The following is a 23,725-nucleotide window of genomic DNA, read 5'->3' as shown; positions in this document are numbered from 1 at the left end:
GCGTCACATGAGAAGCCCGCAGGCAAGGGGCCTGTGGGGTAAAGGAGAACAATGACACTCGTATCCAAGACCTTTGAGCTGTACGGCAAGACCTACACCTTCGAGTCCGGCGAGCTTGCCAAGCAGGCAACCGGCGCCTGCCTGGTCAAGCAGGGCGACACCACGATGCTCGACACCGTGGTCGTCTCCAAGGAGCGCAAGAACTACGACTTCTTCCCGCTGACCGTCGACTTCAACGAGAAGATGTACGCCGCTGGCCGCATCCCGGGTGGCTACCTTAAGCGTGAGGGCCGTCCCAGCGAGAAGGCCACGCTCACCGCGCGCATGATCGACCGTCCGATTCGCCCGAGCTTCCCGGACGGCTTCCGCAACGAGGTGCACATCGTCGCCACCTCGCTCGTCGCCGACCAGGTCAACCCCTTTGACGTCATCAACGTTATGGGTGCCTCTCTGGCCATGACGCTCGGCGGCGTGCCCTTCGAGGGCCCGCTTGCCTGCGTGCGCATCGGTCGTAACGTGGAGACCGGCGAATTTATCGTCAACCCCACCTACGAGGAGCGCGAGAACTCCGATCTGGACCTGGAGCTGGGCGGCTCTGCCGACTTCATCTCGATGGTCGAGGCCGGCGCCGAGGAGATCTCCGAGGACGACATGCTCGCCGCCATGAAGTTTGGCCAGGAGGCCCTTGCCGCCTTCTGCCAGGCTCAAGACGAGTTCGTCGCCGAGTGGGAGCAGGTCAACGGCCCCATCGTCAAGAAGGAGTACCCGCTCGATCAGCCCGTCGAGGAGGTCCAGGAGCGCATCTTCGCCCACTACGACGAGATGGCAGCCGCCCTGCGCGACGTCGACAAGCTCTCCCGTATCGGCAAAGTCGAGGCTCTGAAGGAGTCCATCCGCGCCGAGTTCACCGAGGAGGAGCAGGCCGCTTGGGAGCGTGAGATTCCCGTGGCGCTGAAGAAGCTCGAGAAGAAGGCCATGCGCACCATGGTCGTCGAGACCGGCGAGCGCGTTGACGGCCGTGCCGCCGACGAGATCCGTCCCATCATGGTGAAGGACAACTACCTGCCGCTCGTTCACGGCTCCGGCCTGTTCCAGCGCGGTCAGACCCAGGTGCTCTCTGTCTTGTCACTCGGCATGCTTAACGAGGGCCAGCGTCTGGATACCATCGAGCCCACCGAGGGCAAGCGCTACATGCACCACTACAACTTCCCGCCGTTCTGCACCGGCGAGACCGGCCGCATGGGCAGCCCCAAGCGCCGCGAGATCGGTCACGGCAACTTGGCCGAGCGCGCCCTGCTTCCGGTGCTCCCCGACGAAAACGAGTTCCCCTACGCCATCCGCGTGGTCTCCGAGGTCATGGAGTCCAACGGCTCCTCTTCGATGGCTTCGACCTGCGGTTCCACGCTCGCCCTTATGGACGGCGGCGTGCCCATTAAGCGCCCGGTCTCCGGTATCGCCATGGGCCTGATCCAGGAGGAGGGCAAGACCGTGGTCCTGTCCGATATCCAGGGTCTCGAGGACTTCCTGGGCGACATGGACTTTAAGGTCACCGGCACCACCGAGGGCATTACCGCCCTGCAGATGGACAACAAGGCCACCGGCCTTACCTTCGACATCCTGGCCCGCGCCCTGCAGCAGGCCAAGGAGGGTCGTGCGTACATCCTGCAGAAGATGCTCGATGTGATCCCCGAGCCGCGTCATACCACGCGCAGCACCGCTCCGCGCATCGTCTCCATCCAGGTTCCGACCGATAAGATCCGCGACGTCATCGGTTCCGGCGGTAAGGTCATCCGCGGCATCCAGGACGAGACCGGCGCTTCGGTTGACATCCAGGAGGACGGCACCGTCTTTGTCGGCGGCACCGGCGAGTCCGTGGACCAGGCCGTCGAGCGCATCAAGCTCATCATCAAGGTTCCCGAGCCGGGCGAGGAGTACACCGGTCGTGTGGTCTCCATCCAGCCCTTCGGCGCCTTTGTTAACCTGCTGCCCGGTAAGGACGGCTTGCTGCACATTTCCCGCGTTGCCAAGGGCCGCGTCGAGAAGGTTGAGGACGTCCTCAACGTTGGCGACGAGGTCAAGGTCGTCGTCATCGAGGTCGACGATCGCGGCAAGATCTCGCTCGATCGTCTTGACAAGCCCGAGGCCCCGGCTCGCGCCGAGGGTGCCTCCGAGGGCGACGGCGAGCACTTCCAGCGCCGTGAGCGTCCGCGTCGCGAGCGCTCCGAGCGCAGCGACCGTCCGCGCCGTCCCGGCGACAACGGAGGCCGCAAGCCCCGCCGTCACCACGACGCCGAGTAACAGCTACACACAAGCAGCTCACCAAGGGCGACTCCTAAGGGGGTCGCCCTTTTGCTATTCCCGGCGGGGGCCGCGGGTAAAGTTTCCTGCTCTACAGTCCTGCTCGCACGGAGAGCACATTAAGTGCTCTCCGGCTCATGCGGAACTCGCGATAAACTTTACCCGCGGCCCCCGATGGCCACAGACCGGCGGGATAGATCGGTTCAGATGGGGCTTTAATGCATGGGTGGTCTGTTGGTGGGCAAATGGGTATCATACTGTAGCTATTGCGTCGACTTTGTGATGCATGTTTGTATGTGCCCGGCGGTCGGTTTGCCAGAAGCGCCCCGTCGGTTGTTCCGGACCCGTTTCGAAGAAAGGAAACAACACTCACTTATGGCAGCTAAAAAAACATCTCCCTTGAAGATCATCCCGCTCGGCGGCCTTGATGGCATCGGCAAGAACATGACGGTCTTTGAGTGCGGCGACGACATGGTGCTCGTCGACGCCGGCCTCATGTTCCCGGATGACTCCCAGCCCGGTATCGATCTGGTGCTTCCCGACTACACCTATGTCCTGGAGAACGAGGAGAAGCTCCGCGGTATCATCGTCACCCACGGCCACGAGGACCACACCGGTTCGCTTCCGTATCTGCTGCAGGACCTCAACAACAAGGTGCCCATCTTCTCGAGCAAGCTGACGCTTGGCTTTATCGAAGGCAAGCTTTCCGAGTTCCGCATCCGCGCACCCAAGTTCCGCGAGGTCAAGGGCGGTAGCCATGTCAACCTCGGTGGCATCTCGCTTGACTTCTTCTCGATGACACACTCCATCCCCGGCGCTCTGGGCGTGTTCATCCGCACCAACCAGGGCACCGTCATGCACACGGGCGACTTTAAGCTCGACCAGACGCCCATCGACGGCGTCACGCCCGACTATGCCGCCATCAGTCGCTTTGCCAAGCAAGGCATCGACCTGCTGCTTTCCGACTCTACCAATGCCACGGTTCCCGGCTTTACCAAGTCCGAGGCCGAGGTTGGTCCCAACCTGCTGCACGCCATCAAGAATGCGCCGGGTCGCGTGTTCGTCGCGTCGTTCTCGAGCCACATCCATCGTCTGCAACAGATCTGCGATGCCGCCCGCAAGTGCGGCCGTAAGGTCGTTGTGACCGGTCGCTCCATGCTCACGAACACCCGCGTGGCGCGTGAGCTGGGTTACCTCAACATCGACGACGCTGATATCATCGATGCCTTCGACATTGATAACCTGCCCGACGACAAGATTGTCGTCATGTGCACCGGTTCGCAGGGTGAGCCGCTGTCGGCCCTGTCCCGCATGGCCAATGGCGAGCACAAGACGCTCTCCATCCACGAGGGCGATACCGTTATCCTTTCGGCAACTCCTGTTCCCGGCAACGAGAAGGCCGTCCAGCAGGTCGTCAACAGCCTGGCCAAGCTCGGCTGCGACGTGTGGGATAAGAACCGCGCTCTCGTCCACGTCTCGGGTCACGGCAGCCAGGAGGAGCTCAAGCTCCTGATGGCAATGGCCAAGCCCACGTACTTTATGCCTGTTCACGGTGAGGCCGTGCACCTGCGGGCACACGCCCAGCTGGCCCGCAAGATGGGTCTCAAGGACGACCATATCTTTATCCTCGATAACGGTGACACGCTCGAGATGCGCGGCGGTATCGTCAAGCGCGGTACGCCCGTCGAGTCCGGCGTCGTCTACGTCGACGGCCTGCGTATCGGCGATACCGACCCCATCGTCTTGCGCGATCGCCAGAAGCTCGCCAACGACGGTATGGTTACCGCTGTTGCCATCGTCTCGCTCAAGCACAAGAAGATCGAGGCCATCGAGTTCTCGGGCCGCGGCGTCTCGTTTGCCATCGACGACCAGTTCTCCGAGGATGCCTCCGCGTCCATTATGAAGACGATCGAGAAGGGTAAGTTTAGCTTTACCAGCAGCGGTTCCGATGCCATTCGCAAGGCCGTGCGCGATTCGCTCTCTAACTTTATCTGGAGCCGTACGCGCACCCGTCCGATGATCATCCCGGTCGTCATGGAGGTTTAGTTTGGCGCGCGGATCTGCACAAAACGCCAAAGGCAATAAGGCCAATAACCAACCGGCATCTGCTAAGGGTGCCGGTTCCCATCTGCGTGCCAATAAGGGCCACGAGTCCGAGTTTGATGAGTTTGAGCCCTTGGTCGAGCCTTCGGCCAATCGCGATATCGCCGGCGTGGTCATCGCCGTTTTGGCGATCGCGTCCTTCATTGCCGTGATCTCTCCGGCAACAGCGCCCGTGACGGCTGCGGTTGCCGGTTTCTACCACCTGGGCTTTGGTCTGGGCGCCTACGTGCTGCCGATCGTCATCTTGCTGTTTGCCGCCACGCTCTTTTTGGGTGAGGACTCGCCGCTCAACGTGCGCTCTGTTGCGGGCGGCGCCTTGGTCTTTATCGCCGTCGTCTCCATTCTTTCGTTGATGGTGCCGGGCACGAGCGATTCGTGCGACCTTATGTTTACGCCGCAAAATCTGTCCGCCTCGGGTGGCTACATCGGTGCGTTTATTGCGAGTGCGCTGCAGAATGCCCTGGGTAAGCCTATTGCGATGGTAGTCCTGCTGGGCCTTGTCGTCGTGGGCTTGGTTATCATTGGCTTTTCGGTGGGCGGCGTGCTGCGCTCCGCCCGCGATCGTGCGGCAGATTTTGCCGAACGCCGTCGTGCCGATGTTAACGCGAGTCCGTGGGGTGACGATGAGGCCCTGTCGGTGCCTGGTGTCGCCCGTCCGCATCTGAGCATTCTTCGTCAAAAGGGCTCTGATGCTGCCATGACCACGGTCATGGGCAACGATGCGGACCCGGTTTTGGACGATGATGACGAGGATGAGGATCCGTTTGTCGACGTGTCCGATGCCGTGGAGGCTGAGCGCGCTAAGACGACGCTGCTGCCGCGTCGTCATGCCAAGAAGGGCAAAACGGTTCCCAAGCTCAATACGAGCGAGCCCGACCCGTCTTGGTCCGAGAGCGAGATTGAGCTTACCGAGGGTGATGACGAGGACGACGAGACTCCGATTGAGACCGCAAAGACAACTTTGCTGCCGCGTCGCCATGCAAAGCGCGGCCAGGTAACCGGCCAGCTTTCGATGGAAGACGACCCCGATAAGATTGACGAGTCCGAGCCGCCGTTTGCCGTGAATCCTGTCTCGGCCGCACCTCAGATTCCCGACTTCTTGAAGCATCCCAAGGTTGCAGATACGCCTGCCACGAGTGCTGTCGAATCGGCTATGGCTAGCGATGGGGGAGCGGGCGCAACTCCTACGAATGCTGAGGATGAAGAAGAGGACGGCCTCAAGCTTCCGCCGCTCGAGATCCTGCATGCCAGCCCGCAGTCGGCTTCCGCCGCGTCTTCGGACAAGGAGCTTGAACAGACTGCCGAGTCGCTGCAGTCCACGTTGCTTGAGTTTGGCCGCAGTGCCCGCGTGGTCGGCTGGATCGCCGGCCCTACGGTGACGACCTTTAAGCTGCAACCTGGCGAGGGCGAGCGCGTGAGCAAGATTTCGAGCCTCGAGGACGATATCGCGCTTTCGCTCGCTGCTCAGTCGGTGCGTATCTTTGCCCCGATTCCCGGCACCTCACTCGTGGGCATCGAGATTCCCAACCGTAAGCGCCAGAACGTCAACCTGGGCGACGTGCTGCCCTATGTGAAGGGCGGTCCGCTCGAGCTCGCCATCGGCCGCGACGCCGAGGGCACGCCGGTCGTCGCCGATCTCGCCAAGATGCCCCACCTGCTGATTGCCGGTACCACGGGCTCCGGTAAGTCGGTCATGATCAACTCCATCATCACGACCCTGCTCATGCGTGCGCTTCCCGAGGACGTTCGCCTGATTATGGTCGACCCCAAGCGCGTCGAGCTTGCGGGCTATAACGGTCTGCCGCATCTCTATGTGCCCGTGGTGACCGAGCCCAAGCAAGCCGCGAGCGCTCTGCAATGGGCCGTGTCCGAGATGGAGCGTCGCCTGAAGGTCTTCGAGCGTCTCAACGTGCGTAAGATCTCGACCTACAACGAAAAACAGGCTGCTGGCGAGTTTGAGCATTACGACAACCCGCCGCAAAAGATGCCCTACCTGGTCATTATCATTGACGAGCTCTCTGACCTGATGATGGTCGCCGGTAAGGATGTCGAGGCCTCGATTGTGCGTATCGCCCAGCTGGGCCGTGCCGCCGGTATTCATCTTATCGTTGCCACGCAGCGCCCCAGCTCCAACGTGGTGACGGGTCTTATCAAGGCCAACATCACCAATCGCATCGCCTTTAACGTCGCCACGGGCATCGACTCGCGCGTCATCATCGACCAGATGGGTGCCGAGAAGCTCACCGGTTTGGGCGACATGCTGTTCTCAAAGGTCGACTGGGGCAAGCCCCGCCGTATCCAGGGCTGCTTTGTCTCGGACGACGAAATCAACGAGATTGTCGAGTTCGTCAAGTCGCAGAGCGAGCCCGACTACCACGAGGAGATTCTGTCCGCCGTGGCGCCCGCTTCCATGTCCATGGCGGGTGGCGGCGGCATTGTCCGCACCGGAGTCGCCGAGCCGCAAGACGATGATCCGCTCATCTGGGAAGCCGCCCATATTGTGGTGGAATCGCAGCTTGGCTCCACATCTGGCCTGCAACGTCGTCTGAAGGTTGGCTATGCGCGCGCCGGGCGTATTATGGACATGCTGGAAGAAAAGGGTGTCGTCGGCCCGCCCGACGGTTCCAAGCCGCGCGAGGTCCTGTTGGACGAGGAGGGGCTTGCCGCGCTGAAATCTGTCGACGCCGAGATGGCACGTGAAGATCGTGAGTTTGGAGGATTCTGATGGCTGCACGCTTTGGTGACATGCTGCTCGAGCAGCGTCGCCGAATGGGCCTTTCCATTCAGCAGGTCGCCAACACCATCAAAATCAGGCCGCAGATCATCGAGTTTTTCGAGACCGGTAACTTTGCTTCGATGCCGCCGCGCGGCTATGCGCAGGGCATGATTTCGAGCTATGCTCGCTTTTTGGGCCTCAATCCGCGCGAGGTCGTCAATGCCTACTTTGACGAGCTGATGGCATACGAGCGCGAGACGTCGCAGCAGGGCGGTCGTTTTCAGGACGCCGCCGGCTATGTCAATTCGCGTTCCTCTGTCGATAACGGGCGCTTCCTGATGGTTCAGGGCGGCCGTTCGACCCGCTATGGACAGCGTCCTCAGCAGGCCGGTTATATTACCGAGACGGGTTCGGGCGAGGAGATTCGCTCGCAGCGTGACCGGTTCCGCAGTACGCCGATGCCCGAGGACCGTGCGCTTCCCGCTGCCCGCGGCGTGGCGCGTGACCCTCGTGCCGGCTACGGCGACGGCGGCTATTCCGATCGCGGTCACCGTGGTATCTCCACCGGACGCTCTCGCAGTGGCTATGCGGACGCCGATACCACGCAGGTGACGCCGCGTCTTCGCTCTCAACCACAGCCGTATGGCCAGCGCTCTTCGGCTCCGCGTGCGGGCCAGCGTGGCTATCAAGGCCGCGGTGAACTTGCGCCCCGCTCGGTTCAGCGCGGCCTTCAGGGCCAGGGTGGCTATCGCGGCCGTTCCGATAGCAACCGTGGCCGTATGCCTCAGGGAGGCGGCCGCAGCAGTTCCAGTCGTGGACGCGGCGGTTCCCGTGCTCCTCAAAACAATGGGCTCGATCCGCGTATCGTCTACACAGGTATCGGTGCCGTGGCGTTGCTGCTGATCGTGCTCATCGTGGTACTTCTGCGCGGCTGCGCATCTTCGACGCCCGAGACCACGCCCGAGACGCCCGCTGTTACCAAGACGACGACCAAGAAGTCTTCTAAGAAGACCGAAACGGTCGACGAGGACGATGACACCGATGAGGCGACGGATGAGTTGACTGATTCGGACGCTACCAAGACGACGGCCAAGAAGGAAGAGAACGAGGTCACGAAGGTCAAAGTCTCCGTTGCTAAGGGAAAGACTGCGTGGATTGAGGTCAAGGTCGACGGAAAGTCGGTCTATGGCGCCCAGGCGACTGGCCCCTTTGAGCAGGAGTACACGCCCGAGTCCTCGATCGAGATCACCACGTCCAAGCCTTCCGATGTCACCGTTACCAAGAACGGCGAAAAGGTCCGTTACGATACCAAGACCTCGGGCGTGGCGCGTGTGACGATCACCGTTCCCAAGAAGGAGACGACTGATTCCGAGAATGGTGAAAGTTCTGATGGTACCGACACCACCGATGGTACCGACACCACGGACGGCACCGATGCCCAGTCCACGGATGGCACCGATGCCCAGTCCACGGATGGCACCGATACCGCAACTGACGGTCAGACGTCCACCGATTCTACCGACTATTCGTACGATAGCTACTAAGTCACTCGTACGCGAAAGGAAACATCATGGCTAAAGATTCCAGCTTCGACGTCGTGTCCGAGGTCAACATGCAAGAGGTCGATAACGCCTTCCAGCAGACCACGCGCGAGATTTCCCAGCGCTATGACCTGAAGGATTCCGGCGCCACGATCGAGCTTTCGAAGGGCGACAAGCTCTTTACGATCAACGCCCCGGCCGACTTTGTCTCCAAGCAGATCATCGATGTCCTGAGCTCCAAGCTCATCAAGCGCGGCATCGACCTCAAGGCTGTCTCGTGGGATGCTCCACAGGCGGCATCGGGCGGCACCGTGCGCGTGCTCGGCCATATCGTCGAGGGTATCGACCAGGCGACCGCCAAGAAGATCAACAAGGACATCAAGGACCAAAAGCTCAAGGTCAAGGTGACCATCGAGGCCGACAAGCTGCGTGTTTCCTCCGCTTCGAAGGATGCGTTGCAGACCGTGATCCAGTTCCTGCGCGACCAGGACTACGGCCAGCCGCTGCAGTTCACCAACTACCGCTAATATCATTCGAAAGGACCGCTCTCCAACATGGATACACCGTTGGGCTCCGTGCTCTACATCACCCTCGGGTGCGCTAAGAACGAGGTCGACACCGACCGCATGCGTTCTCTTTTGACCGCCGCAGGCTACGAGGAGGCATTCGACCCGCAGGATGCCGATATCGCCATTGTCAATACATGCTCGTTCCTCGCCTCCGCAACGTCCGAGAGCATCGAGACCACCCTCGAGCTCGCCAACGAGGTTCAGGACGGCGTTCGTTCTTGCCCCATCGTCATGTGCGGCTGTGTGCCGTCGCGCTATGGCGACGACCTGCCTGACGAGCTGCCCGAGGTCGCTGCCTTTGTGAAGGCCGACGAGGAGGACGGCATCGTGGCGGTCATCGATGGCGTGCTGGGTGTCGAGCGTGAGATCGCTGCCTATATTCCGCAAGTCAAGCGCACTGTCGAGGGCGCTGTCGCCTACGTCAAGATTTCCGATGGCTGCAACCGCTTCTGCAGCTTCTGCATGATTCCCTACATCCGCGGTCGTTATCACTCGCGCAATGCCGAGAGCATTATTTCCGAGGTGCGCGACTTGGTTGCCGGTGGCGTGCGAGAGATCGTGCTGATCGGCCAGGACACGGGTATTTGGGGCACCGACTTTGCCGACGAAGGCGTCACCGAGGGCTCGCCGCGCAATCTGGCGCAGCTGCTGCGCGCTGTAGCCGAGGCCGTGCGTCCGCAGAACGTCTGGGTCCGTGTTCTCTACCTGCAGCCCGAGGGCATGACCGACGAGCTTATCGAGACGATTCGCGATACCCCCGAGGTGCTACCCTATATCGATATCCCCGTGCAGCACTGCGACGCACGCATCCTTAAGGCCATGCGTCGCTCCGGTTCGCGCCAGGAGCTCGAGGACCTGTTCCGCGATCTGCGTGAGCGCATCCCCGGCATCGTGATCCGTTCCACGGCCATGGTCGGCTTCCCGACCGAGACCGACGACGAGTTCCGCGACCTTATCGACTTTATGGACACCGTCGGCTTTGACTACACGAGCGTCTTTGCCTACTCGCAGGAGGAGGGCAGCCTGGCCGCCAAGATGGAGGGCCAGGTCGACGAAGAGGTCAAGCTCGAGCGCGCCCAGGAGGCCATGGATCTGGCCGAGTCGCTCGGTTTTGCCGCCACCGCCGCACATGTGGGCGAGCGCGCCCAGGTGATCGTCGACGGCATCGAGGAGACCGAGGACGGCGCCGAGCTGATCGGCCATGCTTGGTTCCAGGCGCCCGATTCCGATGGCGCGGTGCACTTGGACGCCAGCGAGGCGTCCGTGGGCGATATTCTGACGGTCGAGTTTACCGATAGCTTCTGCTATGAGCTTATCGGCCATGTTGTGGAGTAGGAGAGCATCGTGGCAAACGAGAGCAATAAGGAACTGACGAGTGTTTGGACGCCCGCCAACATCGTGACGTGTGTGCGCATCGTCTTTATTCCGGTGTTCATGATCGTGTCGGCGCTTTCTCACACGAGTGTTGCTGGTACAGATTGGAGCACCTTCGACGGCCCGCTCGCCGCTGCAGCCTTCATTCTGTATGTGATCCTGTCGTGCACCGATAAGGTTGATGGCTACTTGGCTCGTTCGCGCAACGAGATTACCGACTTCGGTAAGTTCTTGGATCCCATCGCCGATAAGCTGCTCGTGTTCTCTGCCCTGCTGCTGTTCTTGGACTTTGGTGCCGTAACCGTGTGGTCGGTGTTCATTATCCTGTTCCGCGAGCTGCTGGTGAGCGCCCTGCGCATGGTTGCGAGTGCCGCTGGTGTGGTCGTTGCCGCCGATAAGCTCGGCAAGTACAAGACGGCGACCACGATGGTCTCCATCTGCGGTTACCTGTGCGTCTTTGCGATGGCCGGCTTGCACCTTGGCCCGGTGGCGCTGACGCTCGGCATCTACTCTTTATCGCGCTTCCTGTACGCCGTTGCCGTTGTCCTGACCGTTATCTCGGGCGCCCAGTACTTCTGGCACTGCCGCAAGATCGTCTTTTCGGTCTAGGTCCTGGTGGGTATGACGGACTCTTTTGAGCAGATTTTCGCTCATAACGAGGAGCTGGCGCGCGATATTGTCGAGCGCGCGAGCGCTCGGGGCGTGACGGTTTCGACGGCTGAGTCGCTGACGGCAGGTATGATCTCCTCGACGATCGCCGATATCCCGGGCGCCTCGGCGGTGCTGCGTGGCGGTGCGGTAACCTACTGTGATGAGATCAAGCATCGTGTGCTGGGTGTTGAGCAGGAAACGCTCGACCGCTATACCGCGGTGTCGCATCAGACCGCGCGCGAGATGGCGGCGGGGTCGCTAGATCTGTACCAGAGCGATGTTGCCGTGAGCGCAACGGGCTATGCTGGTCCCGGCGGCGGTACCGAGGACGATCCGGCTGGCACCTTCTATATTGGCTGGGCGTATCGCACGGTCGATGGGGAAGTGCCGGTCGTGGACTCTGTGCGTTGCCATTATGAGGTCGACCGTTCGTGTGTTCGTGCCCATGCGGTCACGGAGGCATTGGGACGCATTGCCCTTGTGCTCAACTCTATGGAATAGGCGTGTTTTAAGGGGCCTTAGGGCCCCTTAATTGTGGAGATAGGGACCTCTGGCGAATTTAGCGTTTGTGCTGGTCATAGGTATATTTTCTCCTTCCTTGTTTTTATTTGGCCCTATGTGGTCAAGCATTTAGCCAGTGTTTGGTCGGCGTTTGGTTGGGTTTTGGAAAGACTGCCTGCATATGATTGGTCTGAACGGTTGACCACGAACAGCCGTTCGTTTATTATCGATGCAGGTTGTTAAGAGGAGGGCTATTCATGGCCAAGAATTCAGGTCCCGTACGTACCGTCCATGCACCCACGACGGGTAAAGAGCGCGAAGAAATGATCGCCACCACCAAGGCCGAGATCGAGAAGAAGTTCGGTCAAGGCTCCATCATGAGGTATGGTGACGGCGGCCCCGAGCTCGAGGTCGAGGCCATTCCCACGGGCGCTCTGGCACTTGACGCCGCTCTGGGTATCGGCGGTGTGCCGCGCGGTCGTATCGTCGAGATCTACGGTCCCGAGTCCTCCGGTAAGACGACGCTTTCGCTCGAGATCCTGGCCGAGGCCCAGGCAATGGGTGGCGTTGTGGCATTTATCGATGCCGAGCATGCGCTCGATCCCACGTATGCCGCGCGCATTGGCGTGGATATCGACGAGGTGCTCATTTCCCAGCCCGATACGGGTGAGCAGGCGCTCGAGATAGTTGACATGCTCGTGCGTTCCGGCGCCATCGATGCCATCGTCGTCGACTCTGTCGCCGCGCTGACTCCGCGTGCCGAGATCGAGGGAGAGATCGGCGATACCACGGTCGGCTTGCAAGCTCGCCTGATGAGCCAGGCGCTCCGAAAGCTCGCCGGCTCGCTGTCCAAGTCCAACACGACGTGCATCTTCATTAACCAGCTGCGTGAGAAGATCGGCGTCATGTTCGGCAACCCCGAGACCACGACGGGCGGCCGCGCCCTTAAGTTCTTCTCCTCGGTGCGTATCGACATTCGCCGCATCGACAGCATTAAGCTTAAGGACGAGGTTATCGGTAACCGCGTGCGCGCCAAGGTCGTTAAGAACAAGGTGGCAGCTCCGTTCCGTTCTGCTGAGTTCGACATCATGTACGGCACAGGCATCTCTAAGGAGGGCTCGATCTTGGACATGGCTGTCGAGTGCGGCATTTGCAAGAAGATGGGCTCCTGGTTTGCCTATGGCGAGGACAAGCTCGGCAACGGTCGCGAGGCCGCCAAGGCGTTCCTGCGCGAACACCCCGATTGCGCCGACGAGATTGAGCATAAGGTTCGCCTTGCCTGCGGGCTTGAGTTTGATGACGATGCTCCGTCCGAGGTCGAGCTGACCGATCAGCCGGCTGCGGATCAGCCTTCCGGCGAGGAGTTCGACGAGCTTTACGCCATCGATGGGTCCGCCATGCTCGATGACGACGACGAGTAGCGGTTACGCTCATGTCGTATACGGTGACCGAGGCCACGGTCGTCTTTCCCGATAAGAAGGCTGCCTCCTCGTTCTCGAGCGGATATGAGTCCAAAAAGCCTTGCGCACATATCGATTGTGAGCTTGAGGGCGGTTTTAAGCGGTCCATTTGGATTCCCGTGCGGGTCGCGCGCCTGTATGTCAAAAACCGCCCCGATTTTCCCTGTGATTGGGATAACTTTCGTGAGGCGGTTCAGCTCATCGAGCGTAAATGTGCTCTCACCATGGTGACCGAGATGTTGTCGCGACGCGACCATGCGACGGGTGAGGTCCGTGACAAGTTGGCTCGCTACGGCTTTCGCCATCCCGCGATCGATTTCGCCGTCGAGCGCGCCACCGAGTATCGCTTTTTAGACGAGAACCGCTTTTGCTCGTACTTTATCGAGGAACGCAAGCGGCGCGGTTGGGGACAGCGCAAAATCGAGACCGAGCTCAAGCGCCGTCATGTTGTGCTCGATGACATTCCCGGTTATCCCGAGGATTATTTTGCTGTCGAAGACGATTTGGCGCGTGCGTCAGCCCTGCTCGCCAAGCGGCGTGTTCCAGAGACGCGCGGATTCGAAAAACTGGTTCGGTTTTTGATGGGCAAGGGCTTCTCGTATCACATCGCCGCCGATGCCGTTAAGGCGCGTCTCGATGCCGAATGCTAGGAATGTGCGCTTTAAGCGTATGCGTTTTGTGGCCCTGCCGTTCACCTTGTTTTAGCCGCCGTACTGGGGCCATTTATTTGACAGTTGTTGTGGTTCAACGTACGATAAACACTGTCATTTGCTTTGTGATATGTGCTCATCTGTGATGAGTTTGTTTATATGTTTATCTGTATCCGACCCGCATAAGCTGCGCCCATATTACTCAAATGTCGCGAGCCGTTCGTAAGGACGGTTCGCTTTGTTGTGTAACGAATCCATCAAAAGGAGTGAGCATGCCTATCATCGCAGCGCTCGTTGGCATCGTTTTGGGTGCCATCGCCGCCATTGCCTACATGCGCACCGCCAAGCAGGGTAGTCTTCACGAGGCCGACGAAAAGATCCAGTCGGCACATGCACAGGCTGAGTCCTTGATCGGTGATGCAAAGCGTCAGGCCGAGACCCTCAAAAAAGAGGCTCTGCTTGAGGCCAAGGAAGAAATCATCAAGAACAAGCAAGCTGCCGAGGCCGAGGACAAGCAGCGTAAGAACGAGATTCGTACGCTCGAGAACCGCGTGATGCAGCGCGAGGAATCCCTCGACCGCCGCAACGACGCTCTCGACAAGCGCGAGCATCAGCTGTCCAGCCAGGCCGGTCAGGTCGAGAAACGCTCCCGTGAGCTCGAGGAGCTCTGCGCAAAGCAGACCTCCGAGCTCGAGCGAATCGCCGACCTTACCCGCGAGGACGCCCACAAGGAGCTTCTCGATAAGGTTCGCGGCGAGGTCACCCACGAGGCCGCCACGATCATTCGCGAGTCCGAGCAGCAGGTTCGCGCCGAGTGCCACAAGACTGCCCAGGAGATCTTGTCCCTGGCGATTCAGCGCTGCGCTGCCGACCACACTGCCGAGGTTACCGTTACCTCCGTGCATATTCCCTCTGATGACCTCAAGGGCCGCATCATTGGTCGCGAGGGTCGCAACATCCGGACCTTTGAGCAGGTTTCCGGCGTCAACCTCGTGATCGACGACACGCCCGAGACCGTCGTTCTTTCGAGCTTCGACCCAGTTCGTCGTGAGACCGCCCGTGTCGCCCTCGAGAACCTCATCGCCGACGGCCGCATTCACCCTGCCCGCATCGAGGAGATGTATCACAAGGCTGCCGACCTGGTTCAGCAGCGCGTGCGCGAGGCTGGCGAGCAGGCTGCCTTCGATACCGGCATCCACGACCTACACCCTGAGATCGTCAAGACCCTTGGTGCCCTGCGCTACCGTACCTCGTTTGGTCAGAACGTGCTTCAGCACTCTCTCGAGGTCTCTGATCTGTGTGGCGTGATGGCTTCCGAGCTTGGCCTGGACGTTGTGACCGCTAAGCGCGCCGGCCTGCTGCATGACCTGGGCAAGGCAATCGACCACGACGTCGAGGGCCCGCATGCCGTCATCGGCGCCGAGCTTGCCCGTCGTTATGGCGAGAAGCCCGTTATCGTCCACGCTATCGAGGCTCACCATGCCGATGTCGACCCCAACACGGTGCTCGATGTCCTGGTACAGGCCGCCGATGCTGTCTCTGCCTCTCGCCCCGGTGCCCGTCGCGAGTCTGCCGAGAACTACATCAAGCGTCTTGAGAAGCTCGAGGAGATCGCCAACTCCCATGACGGCGTCGAGCGTACCTATGCCATGCAGGCTGGTCGTGAGGTCCACGTCATGGTTCAGCCGGACAAGATCTCCGATGCCCAGTCCACGGTTCTGGCTCACGATATCGCCCATCAGATCGAGGAAGAGATGGAGTATCCCGGTCAGGTGCGCGTCGTCGTGATTCGCGAGAGCCGCGCTGTCGATATCGCTAAATAACATGAGCGACGCGAACGAGCTCATCTCATTTATCGCGTCGATGTCGGGGGAGGGCAACCTTCGCGTCGAGGAGAACCTTGGCGAGGGGTATGTCCGCCTCCGCGTTTCGGAGGCTGAGCGGCGCCAGGCAAAACACGACATTCAGAATGTCGAGGATATCGTCATAGAAATGCTCCGCAATGCTCGAGATGCCGGCGCCGACAAGGTCTATCTCGCCACGACCAAGGAAGATGGCGTCCGCACGCTTGTCTTTCTGGATAACGGTTCGGGCGTTCCGCAGGATATGCAAGAGCGAATCTTCGATGCCCGCGTTACCTCCAAGCTCGAGAGCATGAAGATGGACCGTTGGGGCGTTCACGGTCGTGGCATGGCATTGTTTTCGATCAAGCAGAACACCGACGAGGCCCGTGTGGTCACGTCCGGCGTCGATCTTGGTTCAGCCTTCAAGGTGAGCGTCGCAGCCGACCGCCTCAGTGAGCGTGCCGATCAGTCCAGCTGGCCCCAGGCCGTCAAGGATGAGGACGGGCGTTACGTCTGTGCTCGCGGTCCGCATAATATTATTCGCGCTGCTTGTGAGTTTGCGCTCGAGGAGTTGCGTGGTTGCGATGTCTATCTGGGCTCTCCGTCTGAGATTGCCGCGACCCTTTATGCTCAGGCGTCAGGTCGGCTTGATACGTCTCGTCTCTTGTTCATTGATGACGAGAGCGAGCTTCCGGTTATCGATCGTTTAGGCCTTGCTTCTGATGCCGAGGACTTTATCCGTATCTGTGCGGGTTTGGGTCTTGAGATGTCCGAGCGCACGGCTCATCGCATTTTGGCAGGGCAGATTAAACCCGTTCGCGGTGTGACCGCGCGTCTGCTGCGCGAGCGTGATTCGTCCTCGCATGCGCCGGCTCCTGTCGATCTCGCAAAGGATCGTCGCGGGCTACGTATTGCCAAGGATGATATGGCGCAGTTTTCGCGTGCTGTGGAGCGCGACTTTAATGACCTTGCCGCCCGGTACTATCTCAACCTTTGCGGCGACCCAAAGATTCGCGTTTCGCGTGATCGAATCACCGTGACCTTCGATCTTGCCAAAGAGGAATAGTGCCTTTACCGAGTCCACTCGGTACGATACAGTTATTGCAGTTAAAACGTACTTTTAAACGCAGGAGTTTCTTCATGGATTGCCTGAAGGTATCAAGCAAATCATCGCCCGCGTCCGTTGCCGGCGCCATCGCCGGCATGGTCAAGGATGGTGTACCCGTCAACATTCAGTGTGTCGGCGCCGGTGCGGTCAACCAGGCCATTAAGGCCGTGGCTATCGCGCGCGGTTTTTTGATCCCAACCGGTTTTGATATTTCCTGCGCGCCTGTGTTCTCCGACATCCTCATTAACGGGGAGTCGCGCACGGCCATCCGCCTTTCTATCTACGTTCACCAGATCAATCGAGCTGCTATGGATAACGTCGTCATGGATGATGTTAAGCCTGTGGCATAGCTTCTGATTGCCTTGTTTAGCTCCCCATCGTTAGGACTTATGCACATGGACCAGCGTTCCGTACGCGATATTCTTACCGGTAAAACCTACTTTATCCGCACCTTTGGCTGCCAGATGAATCAGCACGACTCCGAGCGTGTGAGCGGTCTGCTTGATTCATATGGCTGCCTCATGGCGCTCGATCCTGCGCATGCCGATATCGTTGTCTTCATGACGTGCTGCGTGCGCGAGGCCGCCGATACTCGCCTGTACGGTCAGTGCAATTCCTGCAAAAGCCTGCCGCCTTCGCCTTCGGGCAAGCGCGTGGTTGCCGTTGGCGGTTGCATCGCGCAGCGCGATGGCGAGGGCCTGCTCACCAACGTCGATAACGTCAACGTCATCTTCGGTACACATTCCATCGCGTATGTGGCCGAGCTCATTGCCGAGGCGTTCCTTGACGGCAAGCGTCATATCCGCACCAATGAGCATGAGGATACGGACGCCATGAGCATGCCGTGGCATCGCGAGACCCAGTATCACGCCTGGGTGCCCATCATGACGGGCTGCAATAATTTCTGCACCTATTGCATCGTGCCGTACGTTCGCGGTCGCGAGAAGAGCCGCCCCTTCGAGGAGATTGTCGACGAGGTGACCGGTTTGGTACGCCAAGGCGTGCGTGAGATTACGCTGCTGGGCCAAAACGTTAACTCATATGGTCGCGATCTGTTTGGCAAGCCGCGTTTTGCCGATCTGTTGCGTGCCGTGGGCGATACGGGTGTGGAGCGCATCTTCTTTACGTCTTCACATCCCAAGGACCTGCTGCCCGAGACCATCGACGCCATGGCCGAGACGCCTGCCGTTATGCCGCAGCTGCACCTGGCCGTCCAGTCAGGTTCGACGCGGATCCTCAAAGAGATGAATCGCCGTTATACACGCGAGGACTATCTGGGCCTGGTCGATCGCATTCGCAACCGCATGCCCGACATCGCGCTCTCGACCGACATTATCGTTGGCTTCCCGGGCGAGACTGAAGAAGACTTTGAGCAGACGCTCTCACTTGCCGAGACGGTCCGCTATGCTCAGGCCTATACCTTCATCTATTCCAAGCGCGCCGGTACCCCGGCCGCCGAGATTGACGATCCTACGCCGCATGAGGTTATTCTTGAGCGTTTCAACCGCCTGGTTAAGGTTATCGAGACCACGGCACACGAGTATAACCAGGGTGAGCTGCACACCGTTGTGCCGGCGCTCATTGAGGGAACGAGTAAAAAGAACGACGCGGTCCTGCTGGGCAAGAGTCCCAAGAATCAGACTGTGCATGCGCCTATCCCCTTGGGTTACAGCATCGATCAGCTTGTTGGCAAGATCGTTGATGTCGACGTTGATGTTGCCAAGACCTGGTATTTGTCCGGCTCCGTTGTGGGCGAGCCGCGCTAATGGTTGCTCCCGGGGCAGGTCTTTCCGCCGTTGCGATCGTCGGTCCGACGGCGGTTGGTAAGAGCGATGTTGCCGACTGTTTGGCAGCTCGTCTTTCGTCCGAAGTGCTGTCGTGCGATGCGATGCAAATCTATCGCGGCATGGATATCGGTACCGCAAAGATGGCGCCCGATGAGTGTACGGCGCCGCTGCGTCTCGTCGACATTGTAGAGCCGGGTGTGGCATATTCTGCTGCGCTTTATCAGGCTGACGCTCGCGCTCATGTTGAACGTCTCCTTGGTTCGGGTTGCCTGCCGGTTTTTTGCGGAGGTACGGGACTGTATCTCAAGGCCGCCCTCGATGAGATGGACTTTCCCTCGGGTGAACTTGAGGACGATCGCCGTGCGGGCTATCAGGAGCTTGCCGAGCGTATTGGCGAGGAAGAACTGCATGCCCTGCTTGCCGAGCGCGATCCAGAATCGGCTGCTGTTATTCATCCCCATAACGTGCGCCGTGTGATTCGTGCGCTCGAGATGCATGATAATGGTATCTCCTATGCACAGCAAAAAAGTCAGTTTAGTGTTCCGCGCGAGCATTATCATGCCCTATGGTTTGGTCTGACGCGTAATCGCGAGGTGCTCTACGAGCGCATTAATCTGCGCGTCGATCTGATGTTTGAGCAGGGTCTTGTCGATGAGGTCCGCGGTCTTATGGACCAGGGGCTGGGAGATGCCCTGACGTCGATGCAGGCAATTGGTTATAAAGAGATCATCGATGTTTTCAATGGCATGATGAGCATGGATGAGGCCCGCGAACTCATTAAGATGCGTTCGCGTCGTTATGCCAAGCGTCAGCTTTCGTGGTTTAAGCGCGATGACCGTATCGTGTGGTTTGATATGGATGAATGTACGATCGATGAGGTCGTTGAGGATATCCTGCATCGTATTGAGGCTGCCTAATGGCCCGTTTCCCCCTTGTTCCCACGGCACCCGAGCCCGAGCGTGCCATTTTAGTCGGTGTTGAGTGGCGCGACAATGCATGGCCGCTCAATCGCTCGCTCGATGAGCTGGAGCGCCTTGCCCACACGGCTGGTGCCCAGTGCGTGGCTCGCTTGTCTCAGCGTTTGGTAAAGCCGTATCCCAAATCGTTTATCGGTTCCGGTAAAGTAGAGGAGCTTTGCGGCCTGGTGCATCGCATGGATGCCGATGTCGTTATTTTTGATGACGACCTGACGCCCTCGCAGCAGTCCTATTTGGAGAAAGCCGTGGGCGAGCCGGTAAAGATTATCGATCGTACAGCACTGATTTTGGATATCTTTGGTCTGCATGCTCAGACGCGTGAGGGACGCCTACAGGTACAGCTGGCACAGCTTCAATATCTGTTGCCTCGTCTGCGCGGCATGTGGAGCCATCTTGCCAAGGAGCAGACGCGCGGCGGCATCGGCTCACGCTTTGGTCAGGGCGAAAGTCAGCTCGAGGTCGACCGTCGCCTCATTCGTAATAAGATCGCTGCACTTCGTCGTGAGCTCAGGCAGGTTGAACAGCGTCGCGACGTTCAATCCAAGAGTCGCATTGAGTCACCGGCATTTCGTGTCGCGCTAGCCGGTTATACCAATGCCGGTAAATCGACGTTGCTCAATCGCCTGACCGGCTCTACGGTACTTTCGCAGGACAAGCTGTTTGCTACGCTCGACCCGACGACGCGTTCGTATCGCTTGCCCGGCGGTCGCGGCATGACGATCACCGATACCGTCGGCTTTATTCAAAAGCTGCCGCATGGTCTGGTCGATGCCTTTAAATCGACGCTGTCCGAGGTGTTGGGTGCCGATCTAATTCTCAAAGTCGTAGATGCGTCTGACGAGGACTATAAGCGGCAGCTTGAGGCTGTCGACCGCGTGCTTGATGAGATCGGCGCCGGAGAGCGTTTGACGCTGACCGTATTCAATAAAATCGATCTTCTCGACAGCGTTGATCGATTGAGTTTCCGTCGTCGCTATCCCGAGGCCGTTCTGTTTTCGGCTCAAACGGGCGAGGGGCTCGACGATCTCGTCGATCGTATTGCTCGCGAGGCGGCCGCCACCGATGTGCTGATTTCCGCCGACATTCCCTATCGCGAAGGCGCCCTCATCACGCTGGTGCATGAGCAGGGGACCCTTTTGCATGAGGAATATCTTGAGGATGGCGTTCGTATTGTGGCGAAACTGCCGGCTCGTATTGCACCGCGGCTCGAACGTTATCGTACGGAATAAACGAGTTCTAGTACGCCTAGAATGACAGGCTGATGGAGCAGGTAGAACGGTAAGGCATGCCGACCAAGGACTGTGAGCGCCGGGATGGGATTCGCGTATGCCCATTCTGGCGCTTCGAGGCTTGATGCTTGTGCTGCCTGGGCAGCAAAAAAGCCGGTAAGGTACATAAAGACAAACGGAATGAGTGGATAGTAGTCTCCCGATACAAAACCCGGGCCCGGAAATCCTAGCCATGCCAGGTAGGGGAGTGGGTAGACCGCTTTTGGAATGCCCCAAGTTAGGGCAAAAAGAACAAGGCACGCCGCGATTCCACATGAACCCGGTAATTTTTGGAGTAGCGGACGGGTTAGTGCAACCACAGCGGTACACGTTGCCATGCAATAAATGATGCCAAAGTTCACTGAATCGTCGACCGATACGAGCGTTGTTGCGATCCAGACGACCAAAGCTGCGGCAGCGTACTTGGCCGCTCGTTTAGCATTGTTGCGTGAGAGCGTACACATCCAACCCGCGATAAACAAAAATACCCAGCTGATGCTGGCGCGCCAGATGTCTTGAAAGACAGTCTGGGTAAACCAGGGCATATCCCAGTCGTGCAGATACGCGAGATCGTAGCAAGCGTGAAAACCTGCCATTGAAATCATCGTAAACCCGCGGACGGTGTCAAAGATGGTGATGCGTTTCTGCATTACGAGAACCGGCGCATCAAACCGACGACTTTGCCCAGGATAACGGGATTCGTTGCATAGATAGGCTCCATGGTGTCATTCTCAGGCTGCAGGCGTACGCGTCCCTGCTCCTTGTAGAACGTCTTGACGGTCGCTGAACCATCAATCATGGCCACGACAATTTCGCCGTTCATGGCACTCTTTTGTTCACGGACGATGATGTAATCGCCATTGAAGATGCCGACATTGATCATTGAGCTCCCATGCACCTCAAGGATAAAGGACCCCTGATCAGTGGCGATTTCGGTCGGGATAGAAAAAGTGTCTTCGATATTCTGCTCGGCCAGAATGGGGATCCCAGCCGCGACGCGACCAACGAGCGGTAGCGAGACCGTCCCGCGAGGTGCGGAGGGCTCGTCAGATTTAGAAATAGAGACAGAGGAACCGTCTTCGTTAAAGAGTTCCAGGGCGCGCGGTTTGGTGGCATCGCGCTTGAGTAGCCCGCGCGCCTCCAGGGCAGAGAGATGAGCGTGCACGGTGCTGGGGGAGGAAAGGCCCACGGCAGAAGCCATCTCGCGCACGCTGGGCGGATAACCCTTCTCCTGCTGATATTCCTTGATGAAGTCGTAAATTTGCTGCTGGCGCTTGGTAATTTTGCGAGCCATCAGGGCATCCTCTCTACCCATGTCAAACAAATGTTCGAATTTTGCTTGACAGGAACAACTGTTCGAAGATAATAATAACCGAACATTCGTTCCCGCGCCAGACATTTTTGTCCGCGCGGCTTGATAAAACTGTTCTCAGCAAAACACGCGAGAGGAGAACATGATGAATGTAACGAATATGGTCCAGGGAAACCTCGCCCTTAAGCTCGAGACGCCTGCAGAACCCACTTTTACGGTTGTTCAGGGTGGCCGCTCCGGCTTTCAGCCTCTGACCGTGCAGCCTGCTCGCAATCAGCAGACTGTAGCCGCGCCTACCCGCGCCGCCCTGAAGGTTTCGACGATTGTCGCCGTTGCCGTTGCGCTTACGCTCTTCTTTGTCCTTGCTACGTCTGTCTTTAGTGCTCGTCACGCTGCGTATGCCGAGTCCGTTTCCAACGTTACCTACGAGACCATTCGCGTTCAGCATGGTGATTCTCTTTGGTCGCTTGCCGAGGAATATCCAATCGAAGGCCTTTCCACGCAAGAGACTTCCGACATGATCCGTAACGTCAATCATCTGGAGCATGGTTCGCTCGCCGCCGGTGCGCATCTTAAGGTTCCTGCTCGTTCGTAATCATTATCGCGCTGCGCATGGTACCCTTGTTATCGTTTAAGAGGAGGTACCATGCGCTGTCCCAAATGCGGCAAGGCACATACCCGCGTCGTTGATTCCCGTATGCAGGAGTCAAATAACACCATTAAGCGCCGTCGCGAATGTTGCTCGTGTAACTACCGCTTTACAACGTTCGAGCGATGTGAAGACCCAATTGAGGTCATTAAGTCGGACGGAACTAAGCAGCGGTTCGATCGCAATAAGCTGCTCGTCGGCTTGATGCGCGCCACCATCAAGCGTGATATCGACACTAAGAAGCTCAATGAGCTTATCGACGACATCGAGGTCGAGCTGCGCTCTCGCACGCTTACGGCCGTCACGTCGCATGAGTTGGGTGATATGGTGCTCAAACGCTTGGCCAAGATCGACAAGGTGGCGTACATCCGCTTTGCCTCGGTCTACCGTGATTTCAAAGACGTCGATGAGTTTCTGCAAGAGCTCGACAAGTTAAGGTGATTCCATGTCCAACATTACCGTCAACATAAAGCGTCTCGACCCCACCGTCGAGCTTCCCAAATACGCCCATCCCACCGATGCCGGCTTGGATTTGCGCTCCAACGAGGACTGCGTCCTGAAGCCCTTCGAACGCCGTCTGGTCTCTACTGGGCTGGCTATCGCCCTGCCCGATGGCTACGCCGGCTTCGTACAGCCCCGCAGCGGCTTGGCCATCAAGCAGGGCCTGTCTATAGTTAACACGCCGGGCCTCATCGACGCCCACTACCGAGGAGAACTCAAGGTTATCCTCATCAACCTGGATCCCACCAACGACATCCAAATCAACAAAGGCGACCGCATAGCCCAACTCGTCATCCAAGAAGTCCCCACGGTCAACCTCATAGAAGCAGAAGAACTAGACAAAACCGACCGAGGAGCCGGCGGTTTCGGTTCTAGCGGCGTCGCTTAGTCGTTTACGTACTGTCCGCTGACCGGCC

21 protein-coding genes are annotated in these 23,725 nt (G+C 58.9%); 19 read left to right on the top strand and 2 right to left on the bottom strand.

Going from position 1 to position 23,725, the window contains the following annotated elements:
- Positions 1-51: 51 nt before the first annotated feature.
- The 16 genes from DW123_RS06545 to hflX all read left to right on the top strand — a co-directional run bounded on the left by DW123_RS06545 (position 52) and on the right by hflX (position 20,808).
- On the top strand, positions 52-2,298 hold the full coding sequence (locus DW123_RS06545) for a polyribonucleotide nucleotidyltransferase (protein ID WP_118273350.1): 2,247 nt from the start codon (positions 52-54) through the stop codon (positions 2,296-2,298).
- A 375-nt stretch (positions 2,299-2,673) separates the two neighbouring features.
- A complete protein-coding gene (locus tag DW123_RS06540) occupies positions 2,674-4,344 on the top strand; it encodes a ribonuclease J (RefSeq protein WP_118273351.1) in 1,671 nt (556 codons plus the stop codon).
- 1 nt (position 4,345) lies between these two features.
- On the top strand, positions 4,346-7,126 hold the full coding sequence (locus DW123_RS06535; protein WP_233540144.1) for a DNA translocase FtsK: 2,781 nt from the start codon (positions 4,346-4,348) through the stop codon (positions 7,124-7,126).
- Complete coding sequence (locus DW123_RS06530; protein ID WP_118273352.1) at positions 7,126-8,661, top strand: helix-turn-helix transcriptional regulator; 1,536 nt, start codon at positions 7,126-7,128, stop codon at positions 8,659-8,661. The genes DW123_RS06535 and DW123_RS06530 overlap by 1 nt, the downstream gene beginning before the upstream one ends.
- 26 nt (positions 8,662-8,687) lie before the next feature.
- On the top strand, positions 8,688-9,185 hold the full coding sequence (locus DW123_RS06525) for a YajQ family cyclic di-GMP-binding protein (RefSeq protein ID WP_022094699.1): 498 nt from the start codon (positions 8,688-8,690) through the stop codon (positions 9,183-9,185).
- A 27-nt stretch (positions 9,186-9,212) separates the two neighbouring features.
- Positions 9,213-10,562 carry a 30S ribosomal protein S12 methylthiotransferase RimO gene (rimO, locus tag DW123_RS06520; RefSeq protein WP_118273353.1) on the top strand — a complete coding sequence of 450 codons (1,350 nt, stop codon included), beginning with the start codon at positions 9,213-9,215 and terminating at the stop codon, positions 10,560-10,562.
- A gap of 99 nt (positions 10,563-10,661) precedes the next feature.
- Complete coding sequence (gene pgsA, locus DW123_RS06515; RefSeq protein WP_233505241.1) at positions 10,662-11,210, top strand: CDP-diacylglycerol--glycerol-3-phosphate 3-phosphatidyltransferase; 549 nt, start codon at positions 10,662-10,664, stop codon at positions 11,208-11,210.
- A gap of 12 nt (positions 11,211-11,222) precedes the next feature.
- Positions 11,223-11,753: a CinA family protein gene (locus DW123_RS06510; protein WP_118273355.1), complete on the top strand. Its 531-nt coding sequence runs from the start codon at positions 11,223-11,225 to the stop codon at positions 11,751-11,753.
- A 257-nt stretch (positions 11,754-12,010) separates the two neighbouring features.
- Positions 12,011-13,174, top strand: a complete 1,164-nt coding sequence (gene recA / locus DW123_RS06505; RefSeq protein WP_304485477.1) for a recombinase RecA — start codon at positions 12,011-12,013, stop codon at positions 13,172-13,174.
- Between the two features lie 11 nt (positions 13,175-13,185).
- Positions 13,186-13,863 carry a regulatory protein RecX gene (locus DW123_RS06500; protein ID WP_117762991.1) on the top strand — a complete coding sequence of 226 codons (678 nt, stop codon included), beginning with the start codon at positions 13,186-13,188 and terminating at the stop codon, positions 13,861-13,863.
- Between the two features lie 272 nt (positions 13,864-14,135).
- On the top strand, positions 14,136-15,686 hold the full coding sequence (rny, locus tag DW123_RS06495; RefSeq protein WP_089573375.1) for a ribonuclease Y: 1,551 nt from the start codon (positions 14,136-14,138) through the stop codon (positions 15,684-15,686).
- Between the two features lies 1 nt (position 15,687).
- Positions 15,688-16,773: an ATP-binding protein gene (locus DW123_RS06490; protein WP_118273356.1), complete on the top strand. Its 1,086-nt coding sequence runs from the start codon at positions 15,688-15,690 to the stop codon at positions 16,771-16,773.
- A gap of 74 nt (positions 16,774-16,847) precedes the next feature.
- On the top strand, positions 16,848-17,165 hold the full coding sequence (locus DW123_RS06485) for a stage V sporulation protein S (protein WP_006235982.1): 318 nt from the start codon (positions 16,848-16,850) through the stop codon (positions 17,163-17,165).
- 45 nt (positions 17,166-17,210) lie between these two features.
- Positions 17,211-18,581: a tRNA (N6-isopentenyl adenosine(37)-C2)-methylthiotransferase MiaB gene (gene miaB / locus DW123_RS06480; protein ID WP_118273357.1), complete on the top strand. Its 1,371-nt coding sequence runs from the start codon at positions 17,211-17,213 to the stop codon at positions 18,579-18,581.
- The gene (gene miaA / locus DW123_RS06475) at positions 18,581-19,519 is read left to right on the top strand and encodes a tRNA (adenosine(37)-N6)-dimethylallyltransferase MiaA (protein WP_118273358.1); all 939 of its coding nucleotides are present in this window, start codon (positions 18,581-18,583) and stop codon (positions 19,517-19,519) included. The genes miaB and miaA overlap by 1 nt, the downstream gene beginning before the upstream one ends.
- On the top strand, positions 19,519-20,808 hold the full coding sequence (hflX, locus tag DW123_RS06470; RefSeq protein ID WP_117735198.1) for a GTPase HflX: 1,290 nt from the start codon (positions 19,519-19,521) through the stop codon (positions 20,806-20,808). The genes miaA and hflX overlap by 1 nt, the downstream gene beginning before the upstream one ends.
- Here the strand turns inward: hflX and DW123_RS06465 are convergent.
- Together DW123_RS06465 and lexA are read right to left on the bottom strand one after the other, a co-directional pair.
- Entirely contained in the window at positions 20,793-21,497 is a 705-nt protein-coding gene (locus DW123_RS06465) for a heparan-alpha-glucosaminide N-acetyltransferase (protein WP_118273359.1), read from the bottom strand. The two genes, hflX and DW123_RS06465, sit on opposite strands and share 16 nt — an antisense overlap.
- Complete coding sequence (gene lexA / locus DW123_RS06460; protein WP_147330279.1) at positions 21,497-22,141, bottom strand: transcriptional repressor LexA; 645 nt, start codon at positions 22,139-22,141, stop codon at positions 21,497-21,499. Before lexA ends, DW123_RS06465 begins: the two co-directional genes overlap by 1 nt.
- 163 nt (positions 22,142-22,304) lie before the next feature.
- Here lexA and DW123_RS06455 point away from each other — a divergent pair, with 163 nt between their 5' ends.
- The 3 genes from DW123_RS06455 to dut are packed head-to-tail and all read left to right on the top strand — an operon-like array spanning position 22,305 to position 23,697.
- A complete protein-coding gene (locus DW123_RS06455; RefSeq protein ID WP_158553109.1) occupies positions 22,305-22,754 on the top strand; it encodes a LysM peptidoglycan-binding domain-containing protein in 450 nt (149 codons plus the stop codon).
- A 51-nt stretch (positions 22,755-22,805) separates the two neighbouring features.
- Positions 22,806-23,249, top strand: coding sequence for a transcriptional regulator NrdR (gene nrdR, locus DW123_RS06450; RefSeq protein ID WP_117742760.1), 444 nt, complete (start codon positions 22,806-22,808; stop codon positions 23,247-23,249).
- Positions 23,250-23,253: 4 nt separating this feature from the next.
- The gene (gene dut / locus DW123_RS06445; protein WP_118273360.1) at positions 23,254-23,697 is read left to right on the top strand and encodes a dUTP diphosphatase; all 444 of its coding nucleotides are present in this window, start codon (positions 23,254-23,256) and stop codon (positions 23,695-23,697) included.
- Positions 23,698-23,725 lie beyond the last annotated feature (28 nt).

This window comes from Collinsella sp. AM10-26 (assembly GCF_003472525.1).
GTDB lineage: Bacteria > Actinomycetota > Coriobacteriia > Coriobacteriales > Coriobacteriaceae > Collinsella.
Note: the sequence above shows the minus strand (reverse complement) of the source record. Positions and strands in the feature narration are given on the sequence as shown.